Origin of the sequence: Streptomyces sp. NPDC015346 (assembly GCF_043078785.1) — a bacterium.
Taxonomy (GTDB): Bacteria; Actinomycetota; Actinomycetes; order Streptomycetales; family Streptomycetaceae; genus Streptomyces.
In genome coordinates, this window is record NZ_JBIBTW010000002.1 from 269,794 (window position 1) to 292,183 (window position 22,390).

The 22,390-nt window shown below is 72.9% G+C and carries 18 protein-coding genes; 9 read left to right on the forward strand and 9 right to left on the reverse strand.

Features of this window, described 5'->3' with window-relative positions; translation table 11 throughout:
* The first annotated feature begins 20 nt into the window (after window positions 1–20).
* Entirely contained in the window at window positions 21–1,538 is a 1,518-nt protein-coding gene (locus ACF06X_RS07220) for a hypothetical protein (protein ID WP_392286221.1), read from the forward strand.
* Here the strand turns inward: ACF06X_RS07220 and ACF06X_RS07225 are convergent.
* Genes ACF06X_RS07225 through ACF06X_RS07235 form a run of 3 tightly spaced genes read right to left on the reverse strand, consistent with a single transcriptional unit; the run spans window position 1,511 to window position 5,699 of the window.
* A complete protein-coding gene (locus ACF06X_RS07225) occupies window positions 1,511–2,755 on the reverse strand; it encodes a hypothetical protein (protein ID WP_392286222.1) in 1,245 nt (414 codons plus the stop codon). The two genes, ACF06X_RS07220 and ACF06X_RS07225, sit on opposite strands and share 28 nt — an antisense overlap.
* Entirely contained in the window at window positions 2,752–4,497 is a 1,746-nt protein-coding gene (locus ACF06X_RS07230) for a lipopolysaccharide biosynthesis protein (RefSeq protein WP_392286223.1), read from the reverse strand. The genes ACF06X_RS07225 and ACF06X_RS07230 overlap by 4 nt, the downstream gene beginning before the upstream one ends.
* On the reverse strand, window positions 4,494–5,699 hold the full coding sequence (locus ACF06X_RS07235; protein ID WP_392286876.1) for a glycosyltransferase family 4 protein: 1,206 nt from the start codon (window positions 5,697–5,699) through the stop codon (window positions 4,494–4,496). The genes ACF06X_RS07230 and ACF06X_RS07235 overlap by 4 nt, the downstream gene beginning before the upstream one ends.
* A 199-nt stretch (window positions 5,700–5,898) precedes the next feature.
* Here ACF06X_RS07235 and ACF06X_RS07240 point away from each other — a divergent pair, with 199 nt between their 5' ends.
* Window positions 5,899–6,399 carry an adenylyltransferase/cytidyltransferase family protein gene (locus tag ACF06X_RS07240; RefSeq protein ID WP_392286224.1) on the forward strand — a complete coding sequence of 167 codons (501 nt, stop codon included), beginning with the start codon at window positions 5,899–5,901 and terminating at the stop codon, window positions 6,397–6,399.
* Here the strand turns inward: ACF06X_RS07240 and ACF06X_RS07245 are convergent.
* The 4 genes from ACF06X_RS07245 to ACF06X_RS07260 form a co-directional block, all read right to left on the reverse strand.
* Window positions 6,362–7,084 carry a CDP-alcohol phosphatidyltransferase family protein gene (locus ACF06X_RS07245; protein ID WP_392286225.1) on the reverse strand — a complete coding sequence of 241 codons (723 nt, stop codon included), beginning with the start codon at window positions 7,082–7,084 and terminating at the stop codon, window positions 6,362–6,364. The genes ACF06X_RS07240 and ACF06X_RS07245 overlap by 38 nt on opposite strands.
* A 109-nt stretch (window positions 7,085–7,193) precedes the next feature.
* Window positions 7,194–7,934 carry an ABC transporter ATP-binding protein gene (locus ACF06X_RS07250; RefSeq protein WP_392286226.1) on the reverse strand — a complete coding sequence of 247 codons (741 nt, stop codon included), beginning with the start codon at window positions 7,932–7,934 and terminating at the stop codon, window positions 7,194–7,196.
* A gap of 35 nt (window positions 7,935–7,969) precedes the next feature.
* Entirely contained in the window at window positions 7,970–9,484 is a 1,515-nt protein-coding gene (locus ACF06X_RS07255) for an ABC transporter permease (protein ID WP_392286227.1), read from the reverse strand.
* A gap of 187 nt (window positions 9,485–9,671) precedes the next feature.
* Window positions 9,672–10,904, reverse strand: a complete 1,233-nt coding sequence (locus tag ACF06X_RS07260; RefSeq protein ID WP_392286228.1) for an ROK family protein — start codon at window positions 10,902–10,904, stop codon at window positions 9,672–9,674.
* Between the two features lie 83 nt (window positions 10,905–10,987).
* On the opposite strand from ACF06X_RS07260, the gene ACF06X_RS07265 reads away from it, so the two are divergent.
* Both ACF06X_RS07265 and ACF06X_RS07270 read left to right on the forward strand, forming a co-directional pair.
* Window positions 10,988–11,587: a winged helix-turn-helix transcriptional regulator gene (locus ACF06X_RS07265; protein WP_392286229.1), complete on the forward strand. Its 600-nt coding sequence runs from the start codon at window positions 10,988–10,990 to the stop codon at window positions 11,585–11,587.
* Window positions 11,584–12,531, forward strand: coding sequence for a ketopantoate reductase family protein (locus tag ACF06X_RS07270; RefSeq protein WP_392286230.1), 948 nt, complete (start codon window positions 11,584–11,586; stop codon window positions 12,529–12,531). The genes ACF06X_RS07265 and ACF06X_RS07270 overlap by 4 nt, the downstream gene beginning before the upstream one ends.
* On the opposite strand, the gene ACF06X_RS07275 is transcribed toward ACF06X_RS07270, so the two are convergent.
* On the reverse strand, window positions 12,532–13,107 hold the full coding sequence (locus ACF06X_RS07275) for an antibiotic biosynthesis monooxygenase (protein ID WP_392286231.1): 576 nt from the start codon (window positions 13,105–13,107) through the stop codon (window positions 12,532–12,534). It abuts the gene before it with no gap.
* A 203-nt stretch (window positions 13,108–13,310) separates the two neighbouring features.
* Here ACF06X_RS07275 and ACF06X_RS07280 point away from each other — a divergent pair, with 203 nt between their 5' ends.
* Window positions 13,311–13,727: a CBS domain-containing protein gene (locus ACF06X_RS07280; RefSeq protein WP_392286232.1), complete on the forward strand. Its 417-nt coding sequence runs from the start codon at window positions 13,311–13,313 to the stop codon at window positions 13,725–13,727.
* 98 nt (window positions 13,728–13,825) lie between these two features.
* On the opposite strand, the gene ACF06X_RS07285 is transcribed toward ACF06X_RS07280, so the two are convergent.
* Window positions 13,826–14,974, reverse strand: a complete 1,149-nt coding sequence (locus tag ACF06X_RS07285) for a hypothetical protein (protein ID WP_392286233.1) — start codon at window positions 14,972–14,974, stop codon at window positions 13,826–13,828.
* Window positions 14,975–15,757: 783 nt separating this feature from the next.
* Between ACF06X_RS07285 and ACF06X_RS07290 the strand changes: the two genes are divergently transcribed.
* The 4 genes from ACF06X_RS07290 (at window position 15,758) to ACF06X_RS07305 (ending at window position 22,379) form a co-directional block, all read left to right on the forward strand.
* On the forward strand, window positions 15,758–16,009 hold the full coding sequence (locus tag ACF06X_RS07290) for a hypothetical protein (RefSeq protein WP_392286234.1): 252 nt from the start codon (window positions 15,758–15,760) through the stop codon (window positions 16,007–16,009).
* A gap of 151 nt (window positions 16,010–16,160) precedes the next feature.
* Window positions 16,161–16,967 (forward strand): HlyD family efflux transporter periplasmic adaptor subunit, encoded by an 807-nt coding sequence (locus tag ACF06X_RS07295; protein ID WP_392286235.1) that lies wholly within the window; start codon window positions 16,161–16,163, stop codon window positions 16,965–16,967.
* A gap of 242 nt (window positions 16,968–17,209) precedes the next feature.
* On the forward strand, window positions 17,210–19,336 hold the full coding sequence (locus ACF06X_RS07300; RefSeq protein WP_392286236.1) for an NHLP family bacteriocin export ABC transporter peptidase/permease/ATPase subunit: 2,127 nt from the start codon (window positions 17,210–17,212) through the stop codon (window positions 19,334–19,336).
* A 13-nt stretch (window positions 19,337–19,349) separates the two neighbouring features.
* The gene (locus ACF06X_RS07305; RefSeq protein WP_392286877.1) at window positions 19,350–22,379 is read left to right on the forward strand and encodes an NHLP bacteriocin export ABC transporter permease/ATPase subunit; all 3,030 of its coding nucleotides are present in this window, start codon (window positions 19,350–19,352) and stop codon (window positions 22,377–22,379) included.
* The last annotated feature ends 11 nt before the right edge of the window (window positions 22,380–22,390 follow it).

Consider the following 22,390-nt stretch of genomic DNA (forward strand, 5'->3'; position numbering starts at 1 on the left):
CGGGGATTCCAGGGGGCGCGATGACGACTGACGTACGCGGTACGGCCACGCGGCCGCGACCGGACCCGCGCCCGGGTCCCTCCGCTCCCGCGCCCCTGCTGCTGGCGCCCCCGGTCTCCCCGCGCACCCTGCTCTCGCGAGCCCTGTCGATCCCGCTGGTCCTCGGCTTCACCGTGTTCCTGCCGCTGCTGGTCGCCATCCAGCCGGGCGCGGGGGCGCATGACGCCGCGTACTACCTCCAGATCGCGCTGACCATGTACGCCGGGGCCAGGCTCTCGGCGATGATCCTCACCAGCCGACGCAAGCTGCTCCAGGGCTCGTTCTGGCTCTTCGTCTACATGGCGATGGGGGTGGCGCCGCTCGCGCAGGCGGTCCTGGGGCGGGTGCCGACGCCGGTGGTGGGGCCGCGTTCCGATCTGACGGCGGCGGTGGCGCTGGTCCTCGTCGGCTGCGCCGCGTTCGATCTGGGGTCGCTGCTGGCCCGGGGCCGGCCGGGCGGCTCGGACCGGGCCGAGGAGCGCCCGGCCCTCGTCCACCGGCACAGGCTGTATCTGCTGGTCCTGCTCGCCTTCGCGTGCAGCGGTCTGTTCGTCGTCAAGCTGGGCGGGCCCGCGGTCTTCTTCTCCAGCCGCCAGGAGATCATCGCCGGGATCGAGGAGGCGGGCATCTCGCAGGCCGACTCGCAGGCCGGGCAGGCCTTCCTGCGCGGCTTCGGCACGGTCCCCGCGCTCTTCGCGCTGCTCGTGTACTGCCGGTGGCTGGTCACCTCGCGGCGCGCCCGGCGCCGCCCGATGGTGATCGCGGTGTTCCTGGGCCTTGTGCTGCTCAACTGCGTGGTGAACAACCCGATATCGAATCCGCGGTACTGGTTCCTGACGGTGATGTTCTCGCTGCTGTTCACGGTGTTCCCGGTGAGCGCCGCGATGTACCGGTCGGCGTTGAGCCTGGGGGTGGTGATGGCGCTGATCGTCTTCCCGTTCTCCGACCGCTTCCGGTACGACGAGAAGAACTACCGCCCGGTGGAGACGACGTCGGTCCTGGAGCCGCTGGCGCTCAAGGACTACGACCAGGTCGGCATGTTCGCCAACACCATCACGCTGGTGGACTCGGGCAGCCGTCACCGCTACGGCCGTCAGCTGGCCGGGTCCGTGCTCTTCGCGGTGCCCCGTTCGGTGTGGCCGGGCAAGCCCCGCGACACGGGGGTGATGGTCGGGCAGTGGATGGGGACGGTGAACACCAATCTGTCCTCGCCGATCTGGGCCGAGCTGTGGATCGACTTCGGTGCGGTGGGGATGGCCGCGGGGATGACGGGGCTGGGGTCCGCCGCCGCGCGGATGGACCGGAGGTTCGCCCGGCGGGGCACCCGCAGGGCGCCGCCGGGCAGCCTGATCTCGCTGGTGGTGCCGCTGGTGGCGGGCTACTCCTTCATCCTGCTGCGCGGCCCGCTGCTGCAGGCCTCCGGCCGGGTGGCGATCGCGCTGATCTGCGTCGCGCTCGTCACCACCTGGCGTCAGGACAAGGGCGCGGCGCTGCGCTGACGGCCGTCCTCCTGCTCGGCGGCGGGTGCCGGGCGGGTGCGCGCCACCCGCGTCCAGGCCGCGACGGCCTTCAGCGCGGAACCGGCCGCGAGGCCCCAGGCGGCGCCGACGGCGCCGGCGACGAGGTAGCCGCCGATCATCAGGACGACCGCCAGCAGCGAGAAGACGACCTGCACGGAGAGGGTGGCGCGGGGGCTGAGGACCCGCAGCGTGACCAGGGCGCAGGTGCCGAGCGCCATCACCGCGTACTGGCTGCCGGTGGCCGGCAGCAGGTCGGCGGCCGACTGCCAGGTGTCCCCGAGGAGTTGGCGGCCGACGCTCTCGGGGAGCGCGAAGAGCACGGCGCCCCAGGCGAGGCCCAGGAGGGCGAGGACGGCGCCGAGCGCGGCGGCGGCGCGTACGGTCGCCCGGCGGGATCCGGTCCGGCCGAGCAGCGGCGGGGCGAAGGCGTTGACCGAGGTGAGCAGGGTGCCCAGGGGTCCGAAGAGGGTGGAGGCCCCGCGCAGCGCGCCGACGGCGAGGGGACTGGCGAAGAGTCCGAGCCCGAGGACGGCGAGCTGGCTGGAGGCGCTGCCGACGGCGTACTCGACGACGAAACGGCGGCCGAGATGTCCCTTGCGCAGGTGGCGGCGGGCGTCGCCGGGCCGGTTCCTCACGAAGGGCCGTAGCAGGGCGAGGCCGAGGAGGGCGGCGGGCAGCGCGGACAGGCCCCAGACGAGAACGAGACGGGCCGGTGAGGTGTCGTACGGCTGGAGCAGCAGCGCGGGTACGGCGCAGGTGAGGCGGAGTGTGTCGGCGGCCAGGGCGCGGTGCGGCTGCCGCAGGGCGGAGAAGCTGTAGCGCAGGCCGTCCTGGACGAGGACGACCGGCAGGACCGCGCCGAGGGCGAGGAAGGCGGGGCCGGTCGGGCCGTCGACGAGCACGCCCGCGGCGAGCAGCGGCAGGGCGGCGACCGCGGAGGCGGCGGCGGTGAACGTCACGGCGGAGCGGGCGGCCGCCCCGACCCGGTCGTCCTCGCCCTTCTCCAGGACGACGGCCTGCCCGACGAAGGCCACGTTGAGGCCGAGGAGTACGGTGAAGGTGATGTACACCAGCGAGAAGGCGGCGAAGCCCTCCGCGCTGGACGTCCGTGCCGCGATCACCAGGACGGCGATGTTGGTGAGGCTGGCCGCCGCCTGGTCGAGGACCGAGGCGGCGACCGTGACGGCACGTCTCACCGATCGCCCGCGCGGATGTCACCGCGGCGGAGGTCCTCGGCGCGCAGCGAGCGCAGCGCCACGGTGTCGGAGCCGTCGCCCAGGATGATCTGCTCGGGTTCGGCGGCGAACTCCTCGGAGTCGGTGTCTTCTTGGGAGGGCGTACGGGCTCGGCCGGCGCCCGCTCCGCGCCGGCCGCTGGAGCGCTTGGCGGCGGCCCGCTTGGTGGCGCGGCGCCCGCCGGGGGTGTGCACGACGGCGCCGAGGACCGTTCCGCCGGCGCCCGCGATGAGTTCGCGGATGCGCTGGAGGTCGGTGCGGTGGACACCGCGCGGGTCGCAGACGATCAGCACCCCGTCGACCCGGTCGACGAGTGCGAGGGCGTCCGCGTAGTTGAGGACCGGCGGGGCGAGGACGACGACGGTGGAGTTGGGCGAGTCGGCCTCGGCGATCATCCGGGTGACCCGGGGGGCGGTCAGGGCGCGCGCCACGTTCCGTACCCGCTCGCCCGGTACCAGGCCGAACGAGCCGGATTCGCCCGCGTCGACGGTGAGCCGGCGCCGGGTGGGCCAGCCGCCCTCCTCCGGCTCCGCCGGACTGCTCCATCGGGGCGCGGTGGCCGCGTGGGCGCGCAGCCGGCCGGCGAGCGTGGGGGCCCGCAGGTCGGCCTCGATGAGCAGGACGTCCTTGCCGGTCTCGGCGAAGGAGGCGGCGAGGTGCGAGGCGACGGCGACGGCGGCGTCGTTGGAGCCGCGCGGGGCGACGACGAGGAGCCGCCGGCGGTCGGCGAACCGCTGGTCGTAGGCGAGCCGGAAGGCGACGGAGCGGTACTCCTCGGCGATCCGGGCGTCGGTGTGTTCGTCCGCGAGCAGCACGTCGGTGGCGCCGCGCGGCAGGGTGCCGAGGACGGGGGCGCGCACCGCGCGGGCGACATCGCCCGCCGAGCGCGGCGCGGGGTCGAAGACGAGCCGGACCCAGGCGGCGAGGAGGCCGAGCGCCACGCCGACGAGCGCGCCGAGGCCGAGGCTCATGGGCAGACCGGGGCCGTCGGAGTAGCCGGGGGCGCTCGCGGTGCGGATGACCGTGCCCGGTGACATGTCGAGCGCCTTGAGCTGGCTGATCCGGGCGTCGAGTTCGTTGATCCGGTTGAGCAGGTTGGTCTTGACGCCGTACTCCGCGTCCCGGGCCGCCCCGTCGGGCATCCGGTCGAGTTCCTTGGTCTTCTGGTCGTGCTTCTTGGCGACCTCGTCGAGCTGCTTCTGCTGTCCCGCCAGCATGGTGGCGCGCAGGTCGGTCCACTGCTTCTGGCGCAGGTCGAGGTAGGCCCGGGTGACCGCGTTGGCCCGGTCGGCCGCCGCCTGGGGCGTGTCGGCGGTGTAGGTGAACTGGAGGACCTGGCTCTGGGGCGGGTTGGTGACCTGCAGGTCCTTCTGGAGCTTGCCGATGGTGCCGGTCCAGCCGAGTTTCTTCGCGGCCTGCTCGGCGACGCTGCTGCTCAGCGCGGTCTGCCGTTCGGACCCCATGTTGAGGGTCTTGTCCTGCGAAATGCTGGGGTTGAAGGGGTCGTTGACGGGGGCACGGAGGACGACCTGGCTGGTGGCGACGTACGTGTCGGCGTTGGACACCCCGAACCAGACGCCGCCGAGCAGGCCGATGCCGATGCCGGCGCCGATGATCGCGCGGTAGCGCAGGAGCTGGCGGAACTGGTCGCGCAGCAGCTCCGGTTCGTCGTCCTCCACCGCGTTGACGTGCGTGTGCGTCACGTGCCCGGACCCCCCAGAGCCTCGTCGATCAGTGCGTCGATCCGGGCGAGTCCGGCCGCCCGGGTCAGGTGGGCCTCGACGTGCCGGGGCCCCTGGGCGCCGAGCGCGTCGGCGGCGCCCGGATCGTCTCCGAGTCTACGGACCTCGGCGAGCAGGGCGTCGGGGTCTTCCGGGGGAACGACGACGCCGGCGCCCGAGCGCAGCACTTCGAGGGCGGTGCCTCCCCCGGCGGCCACGGAGGCGACCACGGGTCGTCCGGCGGCGAAGTAGGAGGTCAGTTTGGACGGGACGCTCATGTCGAGGACCGAGGCGCGCTGGGTGACGGCGAGGACGTCCGCCGCGGCGAGGACGTCCGGGAACTCGTCGTCGCCGACCGGCTTCATGAAGTGCAGGTTGCCGATGCCCGCGCCGAGTTCGGCGAGGTGGGCGCGCTGGTTGCCGTCGCCGAGGAGCACGATCCGGATCTTCGGGTCGCGGCGGGCCGCCTCGACCAGGACCTCGAGCCCCTGCTTGAGGCCCATGTTGCCGGAGTGGAGGACGACGGTCTCGTCCTCGCCCCAGCCGAGCCGCTCGCGAGTCGCGGCCCGGGAGGCCGAAGGTCCGGAGACATGCGACCAGTTGGGGACGAGCCGTATCCGGCGGGGGTCGACGCCCAGGGCGGCGACCTTGTCGACGAAGGTCTCGTGGATGACACCGACGAGTGTGGCCCCGCGAAGGGCGTAGGACTCGGCCCGGGCGGCGAGCGCCGCGGCCCGGTCGCCGCCGCGGATGCCGCTCTGGGCGGCGGCCGCGCCCATCAGGTCCTGGACGACCGGCACGTACGGGACGCGCCAGCGGGCGGCGAGCCGGGCGCCGATGATGCCGCCGGCGAGGCTGGGCATCTGGGCCAGGACGGCGTGCGGCCGGGCGACGGCGGGCGGGGCGAGCAGCCCGTGGACGAGGACGCTCGCCTCGAACGCGGCTCGCCGCAGGGCGGTTTGGCGGGGCGGGACGGTGTGGCGTCTGCGGTGCACGACGACACCGGCGCGCTCCTCGGTGCGGCGCCAGACCCCCGCGTAGGCGGGGTCGAGCGACCAGGAGGGGTAGTGCGGCATGCCGGCGAGGACATGGGTCTCGTGTCCCCGGCGCGCCCAGTGTTCGGCGATCTGGGTGGCGTACGGACCGATTCCGGCGTGTTCCGGCGCGTAGTTGGTGGACACCATCAGCAGGCGCCGCCGTATGACCGGCGTACCGTCGCCGCTCTCCCCGGCTGCCGTCGTCTCCCCCACGCGAGCGCCCCTTCCCCCCGGTTCGTGAACCGGACCTCACCCTAGCCGTTCACCCACTCTCGACGGAATGTCCACGCTATCGTCGAAAGTCCTTCGCGCTGGGGAGCGCGAACGCACCTGGGGGGTTTGGCACATGACCGCAGGAAGGCCGTACCGCGTCGGCTACGCACCGGGGGCCTACGACCTCTTCCACATAGGACATCTCAACATCCTCCGGCACGCCCGCGCCCAGTGCGACTACCTGGTCGCGGGCGTGGTGTCGGACGAGATGGCCGAGCTGGCCAAGGGCCGTCGGCCGGTGATCCCGCTGGTCGAACGCCTGGAGATCGTGCGCAACATGAAGTACGTCGACGCGGCGTTCGTGGAGACCGTCCCGGACAAGCTGGAGACGTGGAAGCAGGTCCGGTTCGACGTGCTGTTCAAGGGCGACGACTGGCGTGGCACGCCCAAGGGGGAGAAGCTGGAGCGGGACTTCGCGGGGGTGGGCGTGGACGTCGTCTACTTCCCGTACACCGTGCACACGTCCAGCACGCAGCTCCGGCGCGTCCTCGACATCCTGGGGCAGGGCGCCGAGCCGACGGCCGGTGTGGGCGAGGTCAGCGACGGGCCGGCGCGAGTTCACGGAACCATTTGACCAGGAACGCCACGAGGAAGACGGCGGCGACGGCGCCGAGCCCCGTGTAGGCCCAGCGGAAGACGGCGCCGCCGCCGAGGAGCAGGAAGACCAGGCAGAAGCCGCCGTGGTCGACGGGGAGGAGGGCCACCGCGCGCAGGGTGGAGGGTGCGGGGGCCGGTGCGCCGGGGGCCGGGCGGGGCTTGAGTTTCTCGGTCAGCAGCCCGCCGAAGAAGGTGACGACAGCGGCGAGTTGGAAGCCGAGGGGGACGAGCAGCCAGGCGTCCGTGGTGGTGCCGAAGTGCTCCGGGTGCCGGTAGAAGGCGATCAGCACGGCGAGGTGGAGCGCGGTGATCTTCGCGCAGTCCACGACGTGATCGAGCCACTCCCCCGCCGGGCTGCCGCCGCCCCGGAGCCGGGCGAGCTGCCCGTCGGCGGAGTCGAAGGCGTAGCCGACCGCGAGACCGAGCCAGACGAGGAGTCCCAGCGTCCAGGACGGCGTTCCGAGCGCCGTGGCGGCGACCGCCGCGAAGCTGAAAGCGGCGCTGATGAGCGTGACTTGATTGGGCGTCAGGCCCAGGGCGTGCGATCCGGCGGCGAGGTACCTGCCCACCGGGCGGTTGACGAAGCGCGAGTAGAGCGAGACGCCCTTCGCGGACTTCTGTGCGGATCTCAGCTCGTTCAGCGCGGTCCCGATCGTTCCCACGAACCCCCCCCGGGTCATGATGCGTACGCCATCCGGTCGTCACGGCCGCGCCGGTGCGGCCGGACGTGACAGCGGACATCATGTCAAGCCCGGGGGGTCGATGGGCGGTCTATGCCTCGATCTCGATGGCCTCGGCGGCCTCGATGGCCTCGGTGGCCGCGGTGGCTTCGACCGGGCGCTTCTCCTTGATCGTGACGCGGCCCTTGCGGATGGTCGCGACGCGGGGGGCGCGGCGGGCGATGGCGCTGTCGTGGGTGACCATGACGAAGGTCAGCCCGTGCTCCTTCCAGAGGCCTTCGAGCAGTTCCACGATCTCGTCGCGCATCGACTCGTCGAGGTTGCCGGTCGGCTCGTCGGCGAGCAGCACCTTGGGCCGCTTCACCAGGGCGCGGGCGATCGCGACGCGCTGCTGCTGGCCGCCGGAGAGCTCGGCCGGCAGATGTCCGAGCCGCTCGCCGAGACCGACCGACTCCAGCGCCTCGGCCGCCCGGCGGCGCCATTCGGCCGCCTTGCCGCCGAGCGGGACGAGCGCGGTCTCGACGTTCTCCTGGGCGGTGAGGGTGGGGATGAGGTTGAAGCTCTGGAAGACGAAGCCGATGTTCTGGCTGCGGACGGTCGTGAGCCGGCGCTCCGGGAGTTTCGCGAGGTCGATCCCGTCGAGCAGGACGCTGCCCGCGGTGGGCCGGTCGAGTCCGCCGAGCATCTGCAGCAGCGTGGACTTGCCGCCGCCGGTCGGGCCCTGGATGACCAGCCGGTCGCCCGCGCCGATGGTGAGGTCGACGCCGGCGAGCGCGTCGACTCTCTGCTGTCCCCTGCGGTAGTGCTTGGTGACGCCGATGAGTTCGTACATGGTGCGACTCCTGCGGTACGTGGGGAGGGTTCGGGTTACTCGACGCGGCGCAGCGCGTCGGCGGGGCGGAGCCGCGAGGCGCGCCAGGCGCCGAAGCCGCCCGCGACGAGCCCGCCGCCGAGGGCGAGGAGCACGGCGAGGCCGACGGTGGTCACGCTCACGGGGGCGGTCAGGGCGATGTCGAGGGTGCTGCCGCCCACGCCGCCGGGGCCGCCCGTGGTCGGCATCGGGCCGCCGAAGACCCGGCCGCTGCCCCCGCCGCCGACGCCTCGCGTCAGGGCGCCGGAGCCGAGTTCGGCGGTGAGCGTCGGGCTGACGGCGGTGACGAGGTAGGCGCCGGCGAGGCCCACGGCGATCCCGAGGGCGCCGCCGATCAGGCCGTTGACGAGCGCCTCCCCCATGACCTGCCGGGTGACTCGGCCGCTCTTCCAGCCGAGCGCCTTGAGGGTGCCGAACTCGCGCACCCGGCGGCTCACCGCGGCGGAGGTGAGGAGCCCGGCGACCAGGACGGCGGCGACGAGGACGGCGTACGAGAGCCACGTGCCCACGGTGGTGGCGAGGTCGGCGGCCGTGTCGAGGGAGCCGGAGACGGTCTCGGCGAGATCGGCGGAGGTGGTGACGGTGGTGCCGGTGATGTTCTTCTGGATGGCGCCCTTGACGGCGTCGATGCGCGTCGAGTCGGTCGCCCGCACATAGACGGTGGTGATCTTGTCCTTGGAGTCGGAGAGGGTCTGTGCCTGCTTCAGGGGCAGATAGACCTGGGCGGCGGCCTGGCCGCTGTCGGCCGTGGCGATGCCGATGATCTGGAAGGTCACGCCCTTCACGGTGAGGGTCTCGCCGACGTCGAGGCCCTCCTGCTGGGCGTAGGCGCTGTCGACGACCACGACCTTCGCGTCGGTCTCGGAGGTCGTGAAGGTGCGGCCCTTGGTGAGGGTGGAGGTGGTGAGGGGGCCGAGGTCGGGGGCGGTGACGTCGGTTCCGTAGAGGGTGAAGGAATTGACGTCGAAGGCGGCGCCACCGCCGGTGACGGTGTCGCTCTTGCCGGAACCGGAGCCGGTACCCGGGCCGTCGGAGCCGGAGCCGCCGGGGCCGGAGCCGCCGGGCTGGGCGGGGGCGGCCTCGCCGCGCTGGATCTCGCCCCGCTTGAACTCCCCGTCGATCTTCAGGTTGACGAGGCTCAGACCGCCGACGGCCTGCGCGACGCCGTCCTGCTCGGCGACGGTGGCGACGGTGGAGGCGGCGAGTGTCTCGAACCCCTGGACCATCAGCCGGTCACTGCTCTGCTCCTCGCCGCCCTCCTTGGCGTCGAACCGGAACCTGGGCCGCTGCGCCTGCGCGCCGGCCTCGGGTTCCTCACGGGCCTTCGTGACGGTGAGGTCGGTACCGAGCCCGTAGAGGGACTGAAGGACCTGGGTCTGGGCCTGCTTCATGCCGGAGGCCACGGAGTTGACCACGATGACCAACGCGATCCCGAGCGCGAGCCCGGAGGCGACGACGAGCGCCGCCTTTCTGCGACGGCGCAACTCGCGCCGGAGGTAGGTGAAGAACATGGGCGCGAAGCTAGGCGCGCGCGGTGATGGCGGGATAAGGCCCGCGTGAGAGTGGGATGAGAGTCGGGGCGCGGGGGGAGGCGGGGGCGCGCCGCGTCGCGCCGGCCCTCCGGACGGCGGGTGGCGGTCGGGGCAAGGCCTGCGGTGGCCCGGCGTCGGCGGGTGGCGGCCTGCCGGGGGTGCGGTGTCAGGGGGTGTAGGTGAGGGGGTCGGCGAGGACCTCGCGGATGACGACGGCTGCCGCGCCGCGGGCCGCGTCCGCGGAGGTGGAGGCGGGGCGCAGGCGGCCGGCGGCGGGGGTCCAGAGGCCGGAGACGACGCGGCGGGCCAGTTCCGCGTCCACCGCCGGGCTCAGACGGGACATCAGGCGGGGGTAGATCCCGCCCAGGACGACGGCCTCCGGATCGAGCAGGTTCACCGCGCCCGAGAGCGCGAGCCCGAGTCTGCGCCCGGCCTCCTCCACGGCCGCCACCGCCCGCACCTCGCCCGCGTCCGCGCGGCGGGCCAACTCTTCGACTCCGGCCCCGGGTTCGAGCCCCGCCGCCCGCAGGAGCGCCGACTGGCCCGCGTACTGCTCGAGGCAGCCGTGCGAGCCGCAGCGGCACAGGGGACCGTTCTCGTCGACGGGCAGATGGCCGATCTCGCCGGCGAACCCATGCGCACCGCGCAGGAGTTCGCCGTTCACGACGATCGCACCGCCGACGCCGATCTCGCCCGTGAGGTGGAGGAAACTGCGCACCTCCCCGAGCCCGCCGAACCACAGCTCCGCGAGCGCCGCCACGTTCGCCTCGTTGTCCGAGGCCACCGGCAGTTCCGGCCGCTCCGCCCACAACCCCCCGAGCGCCGCCGCGAACAGCCCGTCGGCCTCGACCCGGTTCCAGCCGAGGTTCGGGGCCTGGTGCACGGTCCCGGCGGAGACCAGGCCGGGCAGGGCGAGCCGTACGCCCACCGGGTGCAGATCGTGTTCGGCCGCGCTCGCGAGGACGCCCGCCGCTACCCGGGCGGCCCGCTCCAGGACCTCCGCCGCCCCGGCCGTGCGGTTGTCGAGCGGTTCGGTGACGCGGACGCGGTCGGCGCCCGCCAGGTCCACGACACACACGGAGACGTAGGCGACGTTGATCTCGACGCCGAGGCCGGCCGGACCCGTGTCGGCCGCCTTGAGCACCGTTCCCGGCCGCCCCGCCTGCCCGCTGAAGGTCTTGCCCGACTCGACCAGGAGGCCGTGCTCCAGGAGCTGTTCGACGAGCGAGGAGACGGCGGCCCGGGTCAGCCCGACGCGCGCCGCGACCGACGCGCGGGTCGTCTCGCCCGCCTCATGGACCGTCCGCAGGACGAGGCTGAGGTTGTGCCGCCGCACGCTCGCCTTGTCGGCCTTGGGTTCCACGGGGTGCGCTCCCCCGGTCCGCGGAGTCTTCTTCATCGTGCGCCGAGCCTAATCCCCCGCCTCCCCGTCCAACAGTCCGACAGTTCAATCACCGAACTCTTTGGGCTATTGTCTGGGCCATGCCACTTCCGCGCGACTACAGCGGTCAGAGCTGCGCCCTCGCCCGCTCGATGGAGATCATCGGCGAGCGCTGGACGCTCCTTATCGTGCGGGACGCCTTCTACGGGGTGCGCCGCTTCGGCGAGTTCGCCGCGCATCTCCGCCTCCCCCGGGCCGTCCTCACCGACCGCCTCACCACCCTCACCGAGGCCGGCGTCCTGGAGCGCAGACCGGACACCGGACGCCGCGAGGTCTACGGCCTGACGCCCAAGGGCATCGCCCTCTGGCCGGCCGTCCGGGCGCTCACCGCCTGGGGCGACACGTTCTACGGCACAGGGAGCGGCCCGCGCCGGCTCTTCCTCCACGCCGCCGACGACGCCCCGATCGCCGACGACGGCCGCTGCGCCGGCTGCGGGGCACCCGTCGAGGTCGGCGACACCCTGGTCACCCCCGGCCCCGGGCTCACCCCGGCGACCGAGGACGACGATCCGGTGACGCGGGCCCTCGCCCGCCCCCACCGGCTGCTCCAGCCCCTGCTCGACCCCTCCCGCACGCCACGCCCCCCACGTACCCCCCGCACCCCACGCACCCCACGCCCCGAGAGAGGTTCGCACCCATGAAGATCCTGGTCGTCGGCGCCGGAGCCACCGGAGGCCACTTCGGTGCCCTGCTCGCCCGCTCCGGACAGGACGTCACCTTCCTGGTCCGTCCGCGCCGCGCCGCCGTGCTGCGCGAGCGCGGCCTGCGCCTCACCGGCCGGGGAGAGGAGTGGTCCCTGGAGCCCCGGCTGGTCACGGCCGACGCGCTGAACACGCCGTACGACCTCGTCCTCCTCTCGGTGAAGTCGACCGCGCTGGAGCGGGCGATCGACGACATCGCGCCGGCCGTCGGCCCGGACACGGCGATCGTGCCGCTGCTCAACGGCCTCGCCCACCTGGACGCCCTCAACGCCCGCTTCGGCGCCGACCGGGTCCTCGGCGGGGTGGCGAAGGTCGTCACCACCCTCAGCGACGAGGGCGACATCGTCCGTCTCGCGCCGCTCTCCCACCTCACGATCGGCGAGCAGGACGGATCTCCCTCCCCCCGCGTGGCGAAGATCCGGGACGTACTGGCCGGGGCGGGGATCGACGTCCTGATACCCGCCGACTTGATCACCGCGATGTGGCACAAGTGGGTCTTCATCACGACCCTCGGCGCGGTGACCAGCCTCACGCGCGGAACGGTCGGGGAGGTCAACGCCGTTCCGGGCGGTACGGAGCTGGGCCCCGCGGTCCTGGCGGAGGCGGCGGCGGTCGCGGCCGCGGCGGGCCGTCCCGTACCGCCGTCCGAACGGGACGCGACGCTCGGCATCGTGACCGCGACCGGCTCCTCGATGGTCCCCTCCCTCTACCGCGACCTGGTGGCCGGGCGGCCCACCGAGGTCGAGCACCTCTTCGGGGACCTGGTGAACCGTGCGCGCGCCCTGTCGGTGGCCACGCCCCTCCTCGACCTGGCCACGCTCCACCTGCGCGTCCACGAGGAGCGGATCCGGGTCGCGTCGGCCGCGCCGTCCCACCGCGCGTAGTCAGCCGCGGAGCCATCCCTTCAACAACCTACTGACGGCCGGCATCGTCACGTACGTCATCAGGACGTTGAAGACGCACGCGATGACCGCGCTGCTGAGCACCAGCGGCAGCGCGGTCAGCCGGGGCACCAGGAAGTAGCCGCCGAGGAGCGAGATGGGGTAGATCGCCAGGGTCGCGCTGATCGCCATCTTCCAGCGCGGCGGCGCCGGCCGGGTCGAGCCCGGCTTGGCGAACCAGGTCTCCATTCCGGTCAGTTCACGCCGCGCGATCTCGGTGTGGTGATGCCCCTCGCAGTCGGCGAACCACGCCGCCCGCTCCGGCGACTCCTGCCAGGCCCGGCAGGCCGCCGCGTCGCGGAAGCGATGGACGAGGAACCAGGGGGCGTCCCCGCCGGAGGAGCGGAAGAGCCCGTAACCGAGATGGCCGGGGAATTTCGCCGCGCTGTCGAGGATGCCCTTCGCCCACCCCTCGAAGGCGGCTTCATGGCCGGGCTCCACCCGACGGGCTATCAGCAGCGTCACCTCACCGGAATCGGCGGGGACGGTGTTTTCATGCTCAAGGCTCACCGCAGTCACGAACTCGTACTCCTCATGATCACGCCGCGCCGCTGTCCACTGTACGCGGCCGCCTCCGTGCCGCCTCCGCGCCGCCATCGCGCCGCCATCGCGTAGGCCTCCGGCTCGGACATGCTCCGTTCGCGGTGGATTGTCCGGCGGAAGACCGGGCACGCGCCCCTCAGGGCCACCCCCCACACGCCGAGAACGAGCAGGGAGATCTCATGACCACAGCACGCGACATCATGACGCCGGACGCCACGTGCGTCCGCTGGAACGAGACCATCCTCGACGCCGCGAAGAAGATGACCGAGCTGGGCGTCGGAGCGCTGCCGATCTGCGGCCCGGACGAGAGGCTCAAGGGCATGCTGACCGACCGCGACATCGTCGTGAAGGTGCTCGGCGAGGGCAAGGACCCGGCTTCCTGTCAGGCCGGCGACCTCGCCCAGGGCGAGGTGATCACGATCGGCGCGGACGACGACGTCACGGAGATCCTGCGCACCATGAGCGAGCACAAGGTCCGTCGGCTGCCCGTCATCGACGGCCACACCCTGGTCGGGATCGTCGCCCAGGCCGATGTGGCGCGGGCTGTGCCGGACCCCCAGGTCGGAGACCTGCTCGAGTCGCTGTCCTCCGACTGAACGGCGACTGAACGGACGGACGCACGCACGTACGGTCGTACAGCTGACGTCTCGGGCCCGCGGCGAGAAGCCGCGGGCCCGACGCTGCTTGCAGGGACTCACGCGGCGGTGTACCGCACCAGGACCGCCAGGCCGTTCTCCAGCTCCAGCCGGTTCCGGCGTACGACGATCAACTCGGCGTGCGTCCCGACGGCCGCCCGGATCAAGGCGGCGCCGGCGGTCCGTTCCTCCCAGTAGTCCGCCAGTCCGAACGCGTTCAGGTCTTCGCCGGAGAGCGCGAGATGGGTGGGCGCGGTGCCGACCCACAGGGGGTCGGAGAGGTCCACCGGCTCGTTGAGGATCAGCGTGCGGGCCTGGCCCCGCTGGAGGGCGGAGACCGTGGCCGCGAGGCCCTCGGCGTGCTCGACGTGCCGGGCGCGGCGGCCGAGGTAGGCCTCGACCTGGGTCGTGTCGTGCGCGGACAGCCGGTCGGCGAACAGGGCGCCGAGCTCCTCCTCCAGCAGTGCGCGGCCGGGCTCCGGTCGCCGGCCGTGACCGTCCTTGAGCTTGACGAAGTGGCCGTGGGGGTGGTGCGGGGCGTGTCCCATGAGGGTGTTGACCGCCCAGGGGTCACCGCAGAGCACGATCGTCTCGGGGCGTTCGGCGCGCACGCCGTCCGTGAGCCGGGTGAGGAGCCGGCCCGCCTCCTTCGGCCACTCGTGCACCGGCATACGACGGTGGGACCGGTGCCCGGAGGCGACGCGGCTCGTCGGCCATCTGCCGGGCTCGTACGTGAGCTCCAGTTCGTCCTCTGCCCCGCCCGGCTCCGCGCCGGGGCCGTGTTCCCGGTGGCCGTGTTCCCGGTGGCCGTGTTCGCGGTGGCCGTGCGTGCGGCGCAGGACGACGGCCGCGTACGGGATGTCCGGGGCGCGCTGAAGGGCGAGGGGCAGGGCGTCGGGCAGCATCCCGTACCGGGCGCTGTCCCGGGCCGGCGGTTCGGGCAGGCGCTCGGACAGGAGGAGGCGCCCTCCGGCGGCGAAGATCGCCCGTCCGTGGCGGCCGGCCACCTCGGTGTCCGCGTCGATCGCCTCGTCGACGGCGTCGACGGTCGGCTCGTCGGCGTCGTGCGCGAGCAGACCGCGCCGCAACCGGCCCCATCGCAGGTCGATGGCTCGGGCGGGGTCACCCACGTCCTGGGAGGTGTCGAGGTAGACGGAGGCGACGGGGCCCGGCTGCTCGTAGAGCGGGGCGAGGAACTGCAGCTTCACGGCTTCCTCCGGGGTCCGCGTCAGATGACGGGTTCGGGGGCCGGGACGGGCCCGGGCAGGGGGCCGGGCTTCGGGCCGGGTTCGGGCCGTGGGGCAGGGGGCGGCTCGGGATCGGGCTCGGGCTGCGGCGGCCCGGGCGGCACCGGATCGGGCCCGCCCGGCCCAGGCACGGGCCCAGGCACCGGCCCCGGCTCCGGCCCGGGACCCGGCCCGGGCGCCGGGGTAGGACTCGGGGGTACGGGATCGTTCGGTGGGGTCCCCAGGTTCGGAGGGCTGCCCATGGTCGCCTCCTGACACGTCGGGCCGGACCTCGCAGAGGGCGGCTACCCGTGCGCGCTCCCCTGACACGGAGGCCGCCGGGCGCACCCCGCACCGCCACGGCCACTCCCCGTCACCGCACCACACCTGACGAAAACCTGCACATTGTGCGGGCAACGCGGAACGCCCTCCTCCGGCCTTCCTCGATCAGCTCCGCCGAACCCGCCCATTTCTTACCGATTCAGCCCGCTATCGTCCCCCCGCGCGACGGACCCGCCGTAAGTGTTACTCCGTCTTGAGGAGAAGCTGTCACCATCCGGTGAAATTAGCCGTCGGCCGGTCATCCGAGGTACACATTCACCCCCCGAGAAACGTCAACCGAATTAGCCGGGTCACCCGTTCGCATGCTTTGATCTTGCGCACTGCGACGGTCGAGAGAACAGCGGCCGATTTCGGGCCCGACGGCCGCCGGACCTTCGCAGGAATGGATTCCCCCTCCCCCCAAACACACGAAGGGTGCGCATCATGCGTGACAACCTCGAGACCCGTGAGATCGCCGACGCCGAGCTGGACGCCGTTTCCGGCGGTCTCGTCAGCGTCTCCGGCGGTCTCGCCGGCGCCGCGACCAGCGATGTCACCAACGTCCTGGGCGCCGTCGGCTCCCTCCAGACCGTCCAGGGCGTCGAGGGCCTCGCCGCCGGCGCCCCCGGCCTGGCCATGGGCATCACCGGCGTTTCGGTGAACACCTCCGCCGTCGCCGGTATCGCCGGTCTCTGAGTGGAACACGACCATGAACCCCGGAGCATTCCCAGCTCCGGGGTTCATGGTCACGCCCGTGTCCGACCTCGGCAAATGCTCCTCATTGCGGCTCATCCGGCACATGCAGCCGATGCGGCCGATGCGGCCAATGCAGCAGAAGGAATAGTCCGTGCAGTTCCGCCAAAAGGCACTTTCCAAGCTGCAGTCCCCCGAAGAACTCGACGTGCCCGTGCGCTTCGCACGCCCGCAGGGCCGCCTCGTGCTCGCCGTCACCCTCGTCGTCATGGCCGCCGCGACTTACTGGGCCTTCGCCGGCACGGTGTCCTCCAAGCTGAGCACCCCCGGCGTCCTCACCCACGCCGAGGGCAGCTATCTGCTGCAGAGCCCCGTCGCCGGACAGGTGACCGAGGTCCTCGTCGAGGAGGGCCGGCAGGTGGCCGCCGGTGCGCCGCTCCTCACGATCCGTACCGAGCAGGGCGACCGGCCCGTGCGCGCGGTCGCGGGCGGCCGGGTGACCACCCTCTTCGCCAGGATGGGCGCGGTCGTCAGAACCGGCGCCGACGTGGCGACCGTCGAGCGCGTGACCCGTCCCGACGACCCCCTGATGGCCGTGTTGTACGTACCGGGCGGCAGCGCGTCGACGGTCCCGGTCGGCGCCGCGGTCGACCTGACCGTGCAGTCCGTCCCCCGCGACCAGTTCGGTGTGCTGCGCGGCCGGGTGAAGGCCGTGGGCCGTGCGCACCAGACGGAGGCGCAGATCGCCGGCTTCCTCGGCGACAGCGGGCTCGCCGCGCAATTCACCCGCCAGGGCAATCCGGTGGCGGTGCTCGTGACGTTGGAGCGTTCCGCCTCCACGAAGTCCGGCTACGCCTGGTCCTCCGCGGACGGACCCCCGCACGCCGTCGACTCCGGTACGCCGGTCACCGGCTCCGTCCATCTCTCCGCGCAACGCCCCGTCGACTGGCTGCTCCCGTGACCGCTCCCCACGAACCCGCCCCGGCCCACGTCCCGGCGCCCGCGCCTTCCCCCGCCCCCGCGCCTTCCCCCGCCCCCGCGCCTTCCCCCGCCCCCGCGCCTTCCCCCGCCCCCGCTCCCACCCCGTCCCGGGCGGCGGCCCGCCGCGTCCCGCCCGCCGGCAGCCGGCGCCGCCGGCCCGCTCCCCGAGACCGCCGCCCCGCTCCCCGAGGCCGCAGGCCCCGTACCGTACGCACCCCCACCGTGCTGCAGATGGAGGCGGTGGAGTGCGGCGCCGCCGCGCTCGCCATGGTGCTCGGGCACTACGGCAGCTTCGTCCCCCTCGAAGAGCTGCGCATCGCCTGCGGCGTCTCCCGCGACGGCTCCCGGGCCAGCAACCTCCTGAAGGCGGCCCGTGGTTACGGCCTCCAGGCCAAGGGCATGCAGATGGACCTCGCGGCACTTGCCGAGGTCAGCGCCCCCGCGATCCTGTTCTGGGAGTTCAACCACTACGTCGTCTACGACGGCATGGGGCGCCGGTTCGGGCGCAGGGGCGTGTACGTCAACGACCCGGGCAAGGGCCGCCGTTTCGTCCCCATGGACGAGTTCGACACCAGCTTCACCGGCATCGTGCTCACCTTCGAGCCCGGCGCGGACTTCCGGCGCAGCGGCCGCAAGCCCAGCGTCCTGGGCGCCATGCCGGCCCGCCTGCGGGGCACTTCGGGCACCATGGCCGCCGCCGTGATCTCCAGCCTCCTCCTGGTGGCCGTCGGCGCGTCGGTGCCCGCGCTGAGCCGTACGTACATCGACATGTTCCTCATCGGCGGGCAGACGTCCCTGCTCGGCGTGCTCTTCACCGCCATGGCGACGACGCTGGTGCTCACCGCGACGCTCACCGCGCTGCAGCAGACCAATCTGCTGCGCGGACGCGTCATCTCCTCCACCCTCGGCAGCGCCCGGTTCCTGCGGCACCTCCTCAGACTTCCCGTCACCTTCTACGCCCAGCGCAATCCGGCCGACCTCGTCCAGCGACTCCGGTCCAACGACGCGGTCGCCGAGACCCTCGCCCGCGATCTGTCCGCCGCCGGCGTGGACGCCGTCGTGGTCGTGCTCTACGCCGTACTGCTGTGGACGTACGACCCGCAGCTCGCCGTCCTCGGCGTGCTGGTCGCGCTGCTCAACGTGGTGGCGATGCGGATCGTGATCCAGGTGAGGGCCACCGACACCAGGAAACTGCGGGCGGAGAGCGCCCGGCTGACCAACACCTCGTACAGCGGCCTCCAGCTCATCGAGACGATGAAGGCCACCGGTGGTGAGAACGGTTTCTTCCGGCGCTGGGCCGGACAGCACGCGGTCACCCTCGACGTACAGCAGCGGCTCGGCGTGCCCAGCGCGTGGCTGGCGATCGTCGCGCCCACCCTCGCCGCGCTCAACAGCGCGCTGATCCTGATGATCGGCGGCCTGCGGGCGGTCGAGGGGCATCTCACCGTCGGTCTGCTCGTCGCCTTCCAGGCCCTCGTGACCAGCTTCACCGCGCCGATCACGCGCCTCAACGGCGTGGCCGGCCGGATCCAGGACTTCGCGGCCGACGTCGCACGGCTCAAGGACGTGGAGAACTTCCCCGTCGATCCCGTCCACACCCGGCGCGAGCCCGCCGTCGGCAGCCGCCGGCTCTCCGGCCATGTGGAGCTGGACCACATCACCTTCGGCTACAGCCCGCTGGACGCCCCGCTGCTCAAGGACTTCTCGCTGTCGGTCGGTCCCGGGCAGCAGGTGGCCCTCGTGGGTGGCTCCGGCAGCGGCAAGTCCACCGTGTCCCGGCTGATCGCCGGGCTCTACGCCCCCTGGGAGGGCACCATCCGCATCGACGGGATGCGTCTCGACGACATCCCCCGCAGCGCGCTTGCCGCCTCCGTCTCCTTCGTCGACCAGGACGTCTTCCTCTTCGCGGGCACCGTCCGCGACAACGTGGCGCTGTGGGACCCGTCCATCACGGACGAGGCCGTCGTCGCCGCGCTCGAGGACGCGGCCGTGTTCGATGTGGTGTCCCGCCGCCCCGGCGGCATCCACAGCCGCGTCGAGCAGGACGGCCGGAACTTCTCCGGCGGTCAGCGCCAGCGGCTCGAGATCGCCCGGGCGCTGGTGCGCGACCCCAGCGTCATGGTGCTCGACGAGGTGACAAGCGCCCTGGACGCGGTGACCGAGCGGGTCGTCATCGACAACCTGCGGCGTCGCGGCTGCGCCTGCGTGGTCATCGCCCACCGGCTCAGCACCGTGCGCGACAGCGACGAGATCCTCGTGCTCGACCGGGGCGCGGTCGTGGAGCGCGGGCGGCACGAGTATCTGGTGGCCGCCGGGGGCCCGTACGCCCAACTGGTCAAGGAGCACTGAGGTGAGCGCCGAGATGACGCCCTCGCACCCGGTCGTCGCGGCGACGGACCCGGCCGTCGTGCCACACGTGCCCCACGTGCCACAGGACCCGGCCGTCGCGGTCCCGGACCCGGTCGTCGCGGCCCTGGGCCAACTGGGCTCGCCGGTGGACTGCGCGGGCCTGTCCAGCCTCTCCTTGGAGGGCCCGTCCGTGCTGTGGCTCGTCGTCCACGGCGAGCTGGACCTGTTCGCCGTCGACGCCGCACAGCTCGGGAACTGGCACTTCCTGGGCAGGCTGGAGGCGGGCGCCCTGCTCCTCGGCCCCGCCGAGGGCCCCGAGCACACCCTCGTCGGCCGGCCCGCGCGGGGCTGTCTGCTGCGCCGTATCGAGCTGCGCGAGCTCGCCGCCCAGGGACAGCAAGGCCAGTGGTACGACGGGCAGTGGTACGAGGGCCATGGGTCCACCGGTCAGTGGCACGAGGGTCAGTGGCACGAGGGTCAGTGGCACGAGGGCCAGTGGTACGAAGGGCAGTGGTACGCCGACGAGGCGACGTACGGCGGCGGCGCCGCCCAGGGATACCTGAGCCCCCTGGAGACCGCCTTCGCGCGCGGCGTCGGCCGCGGCCTGCGCGTGCTGTACGAGGCCCCGCTGGACGGCGGCGACGGGGGCAGGGGCGCCGCCGGCACAGGACAGGCCGGCTCGGACGACGACATCGTCTGGATCCAGGTCTCCCCCGGCAGCGTGCGGTACGGCGCCGCTTACGCGGCGGAGGCGGCCGGGGCCCTGCTCGTCGACCCGACGCTGTGGCAGACCATGGTCGAGCAGCAGTACCGCCTGCTGTACGCCCTGGGCCGCTGGATCGAGCAGCGCGAACGCGCCCACGAGGACCGTGCGGCGGCCGGCGCCGAGGCCGGCCGGACCGCTCGTACCGAAGCCGATCAGGCTCTGCTGGCCTCCATCGGCAGCACCGGCGCGGGGAGGACGCGCCGGGGCGCGGGCGTCGACGCCACCTTCGCCGCCTGCCGTCTGGTCGCGGAAGAGGCGCGCATCAGCCTGTCCACGCCGACCGAGACGGGCGCCGACGCCGAGCGGACGGACCCCGTCGAACGCATCGCGCTCGCCTCCCGGATCCGTACCCGTGTCATCGGCCTCGGCGGGCGCTGGTGGCGTGAGGACAGCGGGCCCCTGGTCGGCCGGCGCGAGAAGGACGGGGCTCCGGTCGCGCTGCTGTGGCGGCGCGGCGGCTATGTGGCGGTCGACCCGGCGACCGGCGGGCGCGAACGGATCCGGGACGCCGACGACGCCGCCGCCTTCGAGCGGCAGGCCGTGATGCTGTACCGCCCGCTGCCCGACGGCCGGCTGAGCCTGCCGGCGCTGATGCGGTTCAGCGTGCGGGGCACCCGCCGGGAGCTGCGCGGCATCGTCCTGGGCGGCCTTGTCGCGGTGGCCCTCGGCTCCCTCGTCCCCATCACCACCGGCACGGTGCTGGGAACGTACGTCCCCCAGGCCGAGAGCGGCCTCATCGTGCAGGCGGCGATCGCGCTGATCGCGACCAGCGTGGTCTCGGCCGCGTTCATGCTCCTGCAGAACGTCTCCATCCTGCGCATGGAGGGCCGTATCGAGGCCACGCTGCAGCCCGCGGTGTGGGACCGGCTGCTGAGGCTGCCGACCACGTTCTTCGCGGGCCGCTCGACGGGCGAACTGGCCGGCGCGGCCATGGGTATCAGTTCGATCCGCCGCCTGCTGTCCGGCATCGGATCGGTCTGCGTCCAGGCGGGCACGGTCGGCACGATGAACCTCGTCCTGCTGCTCGTCTACAGCGTGCCGCTGGCGATGGCGGCGCTGGCCATGCTGTTCCTGATCGCCGTGGTCTTCCTGGGCCTCGGCATGTGGCAACTGCGCTATCAGCGCCGCCTGATCAAGATCAGCCACCGACTCGACAACCAGGCCTTCCAGACCCTGCGCGGACTGCCGAAACTGCGCGTCGCCGCGGCCGAGAGCTTCGCCTACGCCGCTTGGGCGCGGGAGTTCGCCCGGACACGCGTCCTGCAGCAGCGCGCCGGCCGGCTGCAGAACGTCATCACCGTGCTCAACGCGGTCTATCTGCCGCTGTGCACCCTGGTGATGTTCATGCTGCTGGCCGGACCGGCCCGAGGCACCATGTCCGCCAGTGAGTTCCTCACCTTCAGCACCGCCGTGACGCTGCTGCTCGCCTCGGTCACGCAGGTGACCGGCGCGCTCCTGTCCGCCGCCGCCGTACTGCCCATGTTCGAGGAGGTGAAGCCCATCCTGCGGGAGGTCCCCGAGGTACGCGGCGCCGCCGCCCGGCCGGGCGTACTGAGCGGCGCCGTCGAGGCCCGGCAGCTGTCCTACCGCTACACCGAGGACGGCCCGCTGGTCCTGGACGAGATCGACTTCAAGGTCCGGCCGGGGGATTTCGTCGCGATCGTCGGGGCGAGCGGCTGCGGCAAGTCGACCCTGCTGCGCCTGCTCATCGGCTTCGACAAGCCGACCTCGGGCAGCGTGCTGTACGACGGCCAGGACCTGTCGGCCCTCGACCAGGCGGCCGTGCGCCGGCAGTGCGGCGTCGTCCTGCAGAACGCCCAGCCCCTCACCGGCTCGATACTCGACTGCATCCGCGGCGCCGAGGCGTTCTCTCTGGAGGAGGCGTGGGAGGCGGCGGCGATGGCGGGCCTCGCCGAGGACATCAAGGCCATGCCCATGGGCATGCACACCATGTTGTCCGACGGCGGGGCCACCATCTCGGGCGGCCAGCGCCAGCGGCTGATGATCGCCCAGGCCCTCATCCGCAAGCCCCGCATCCTCTTCTTCGACGAGGCGACGAGCGCGCTGGACAACGAGGCTCAGCGCGTGGTCATCGAGTCGACCCGCGCCCTGGCCGCGACCCGCGTCGTGATCGCCCACCGGCTGTCGACGGTCATGGACGCCGACCGCGTGATCGTCATGTCGGAGGGGCGCATCGTCCAGCAGGGTCCCCCGGCCCATCTGCTTGCCGACACGACCGGCCTCTTCCACGAGCTGGTCCGCCGCCAGCTCCGCTGACCGCCCGGCCG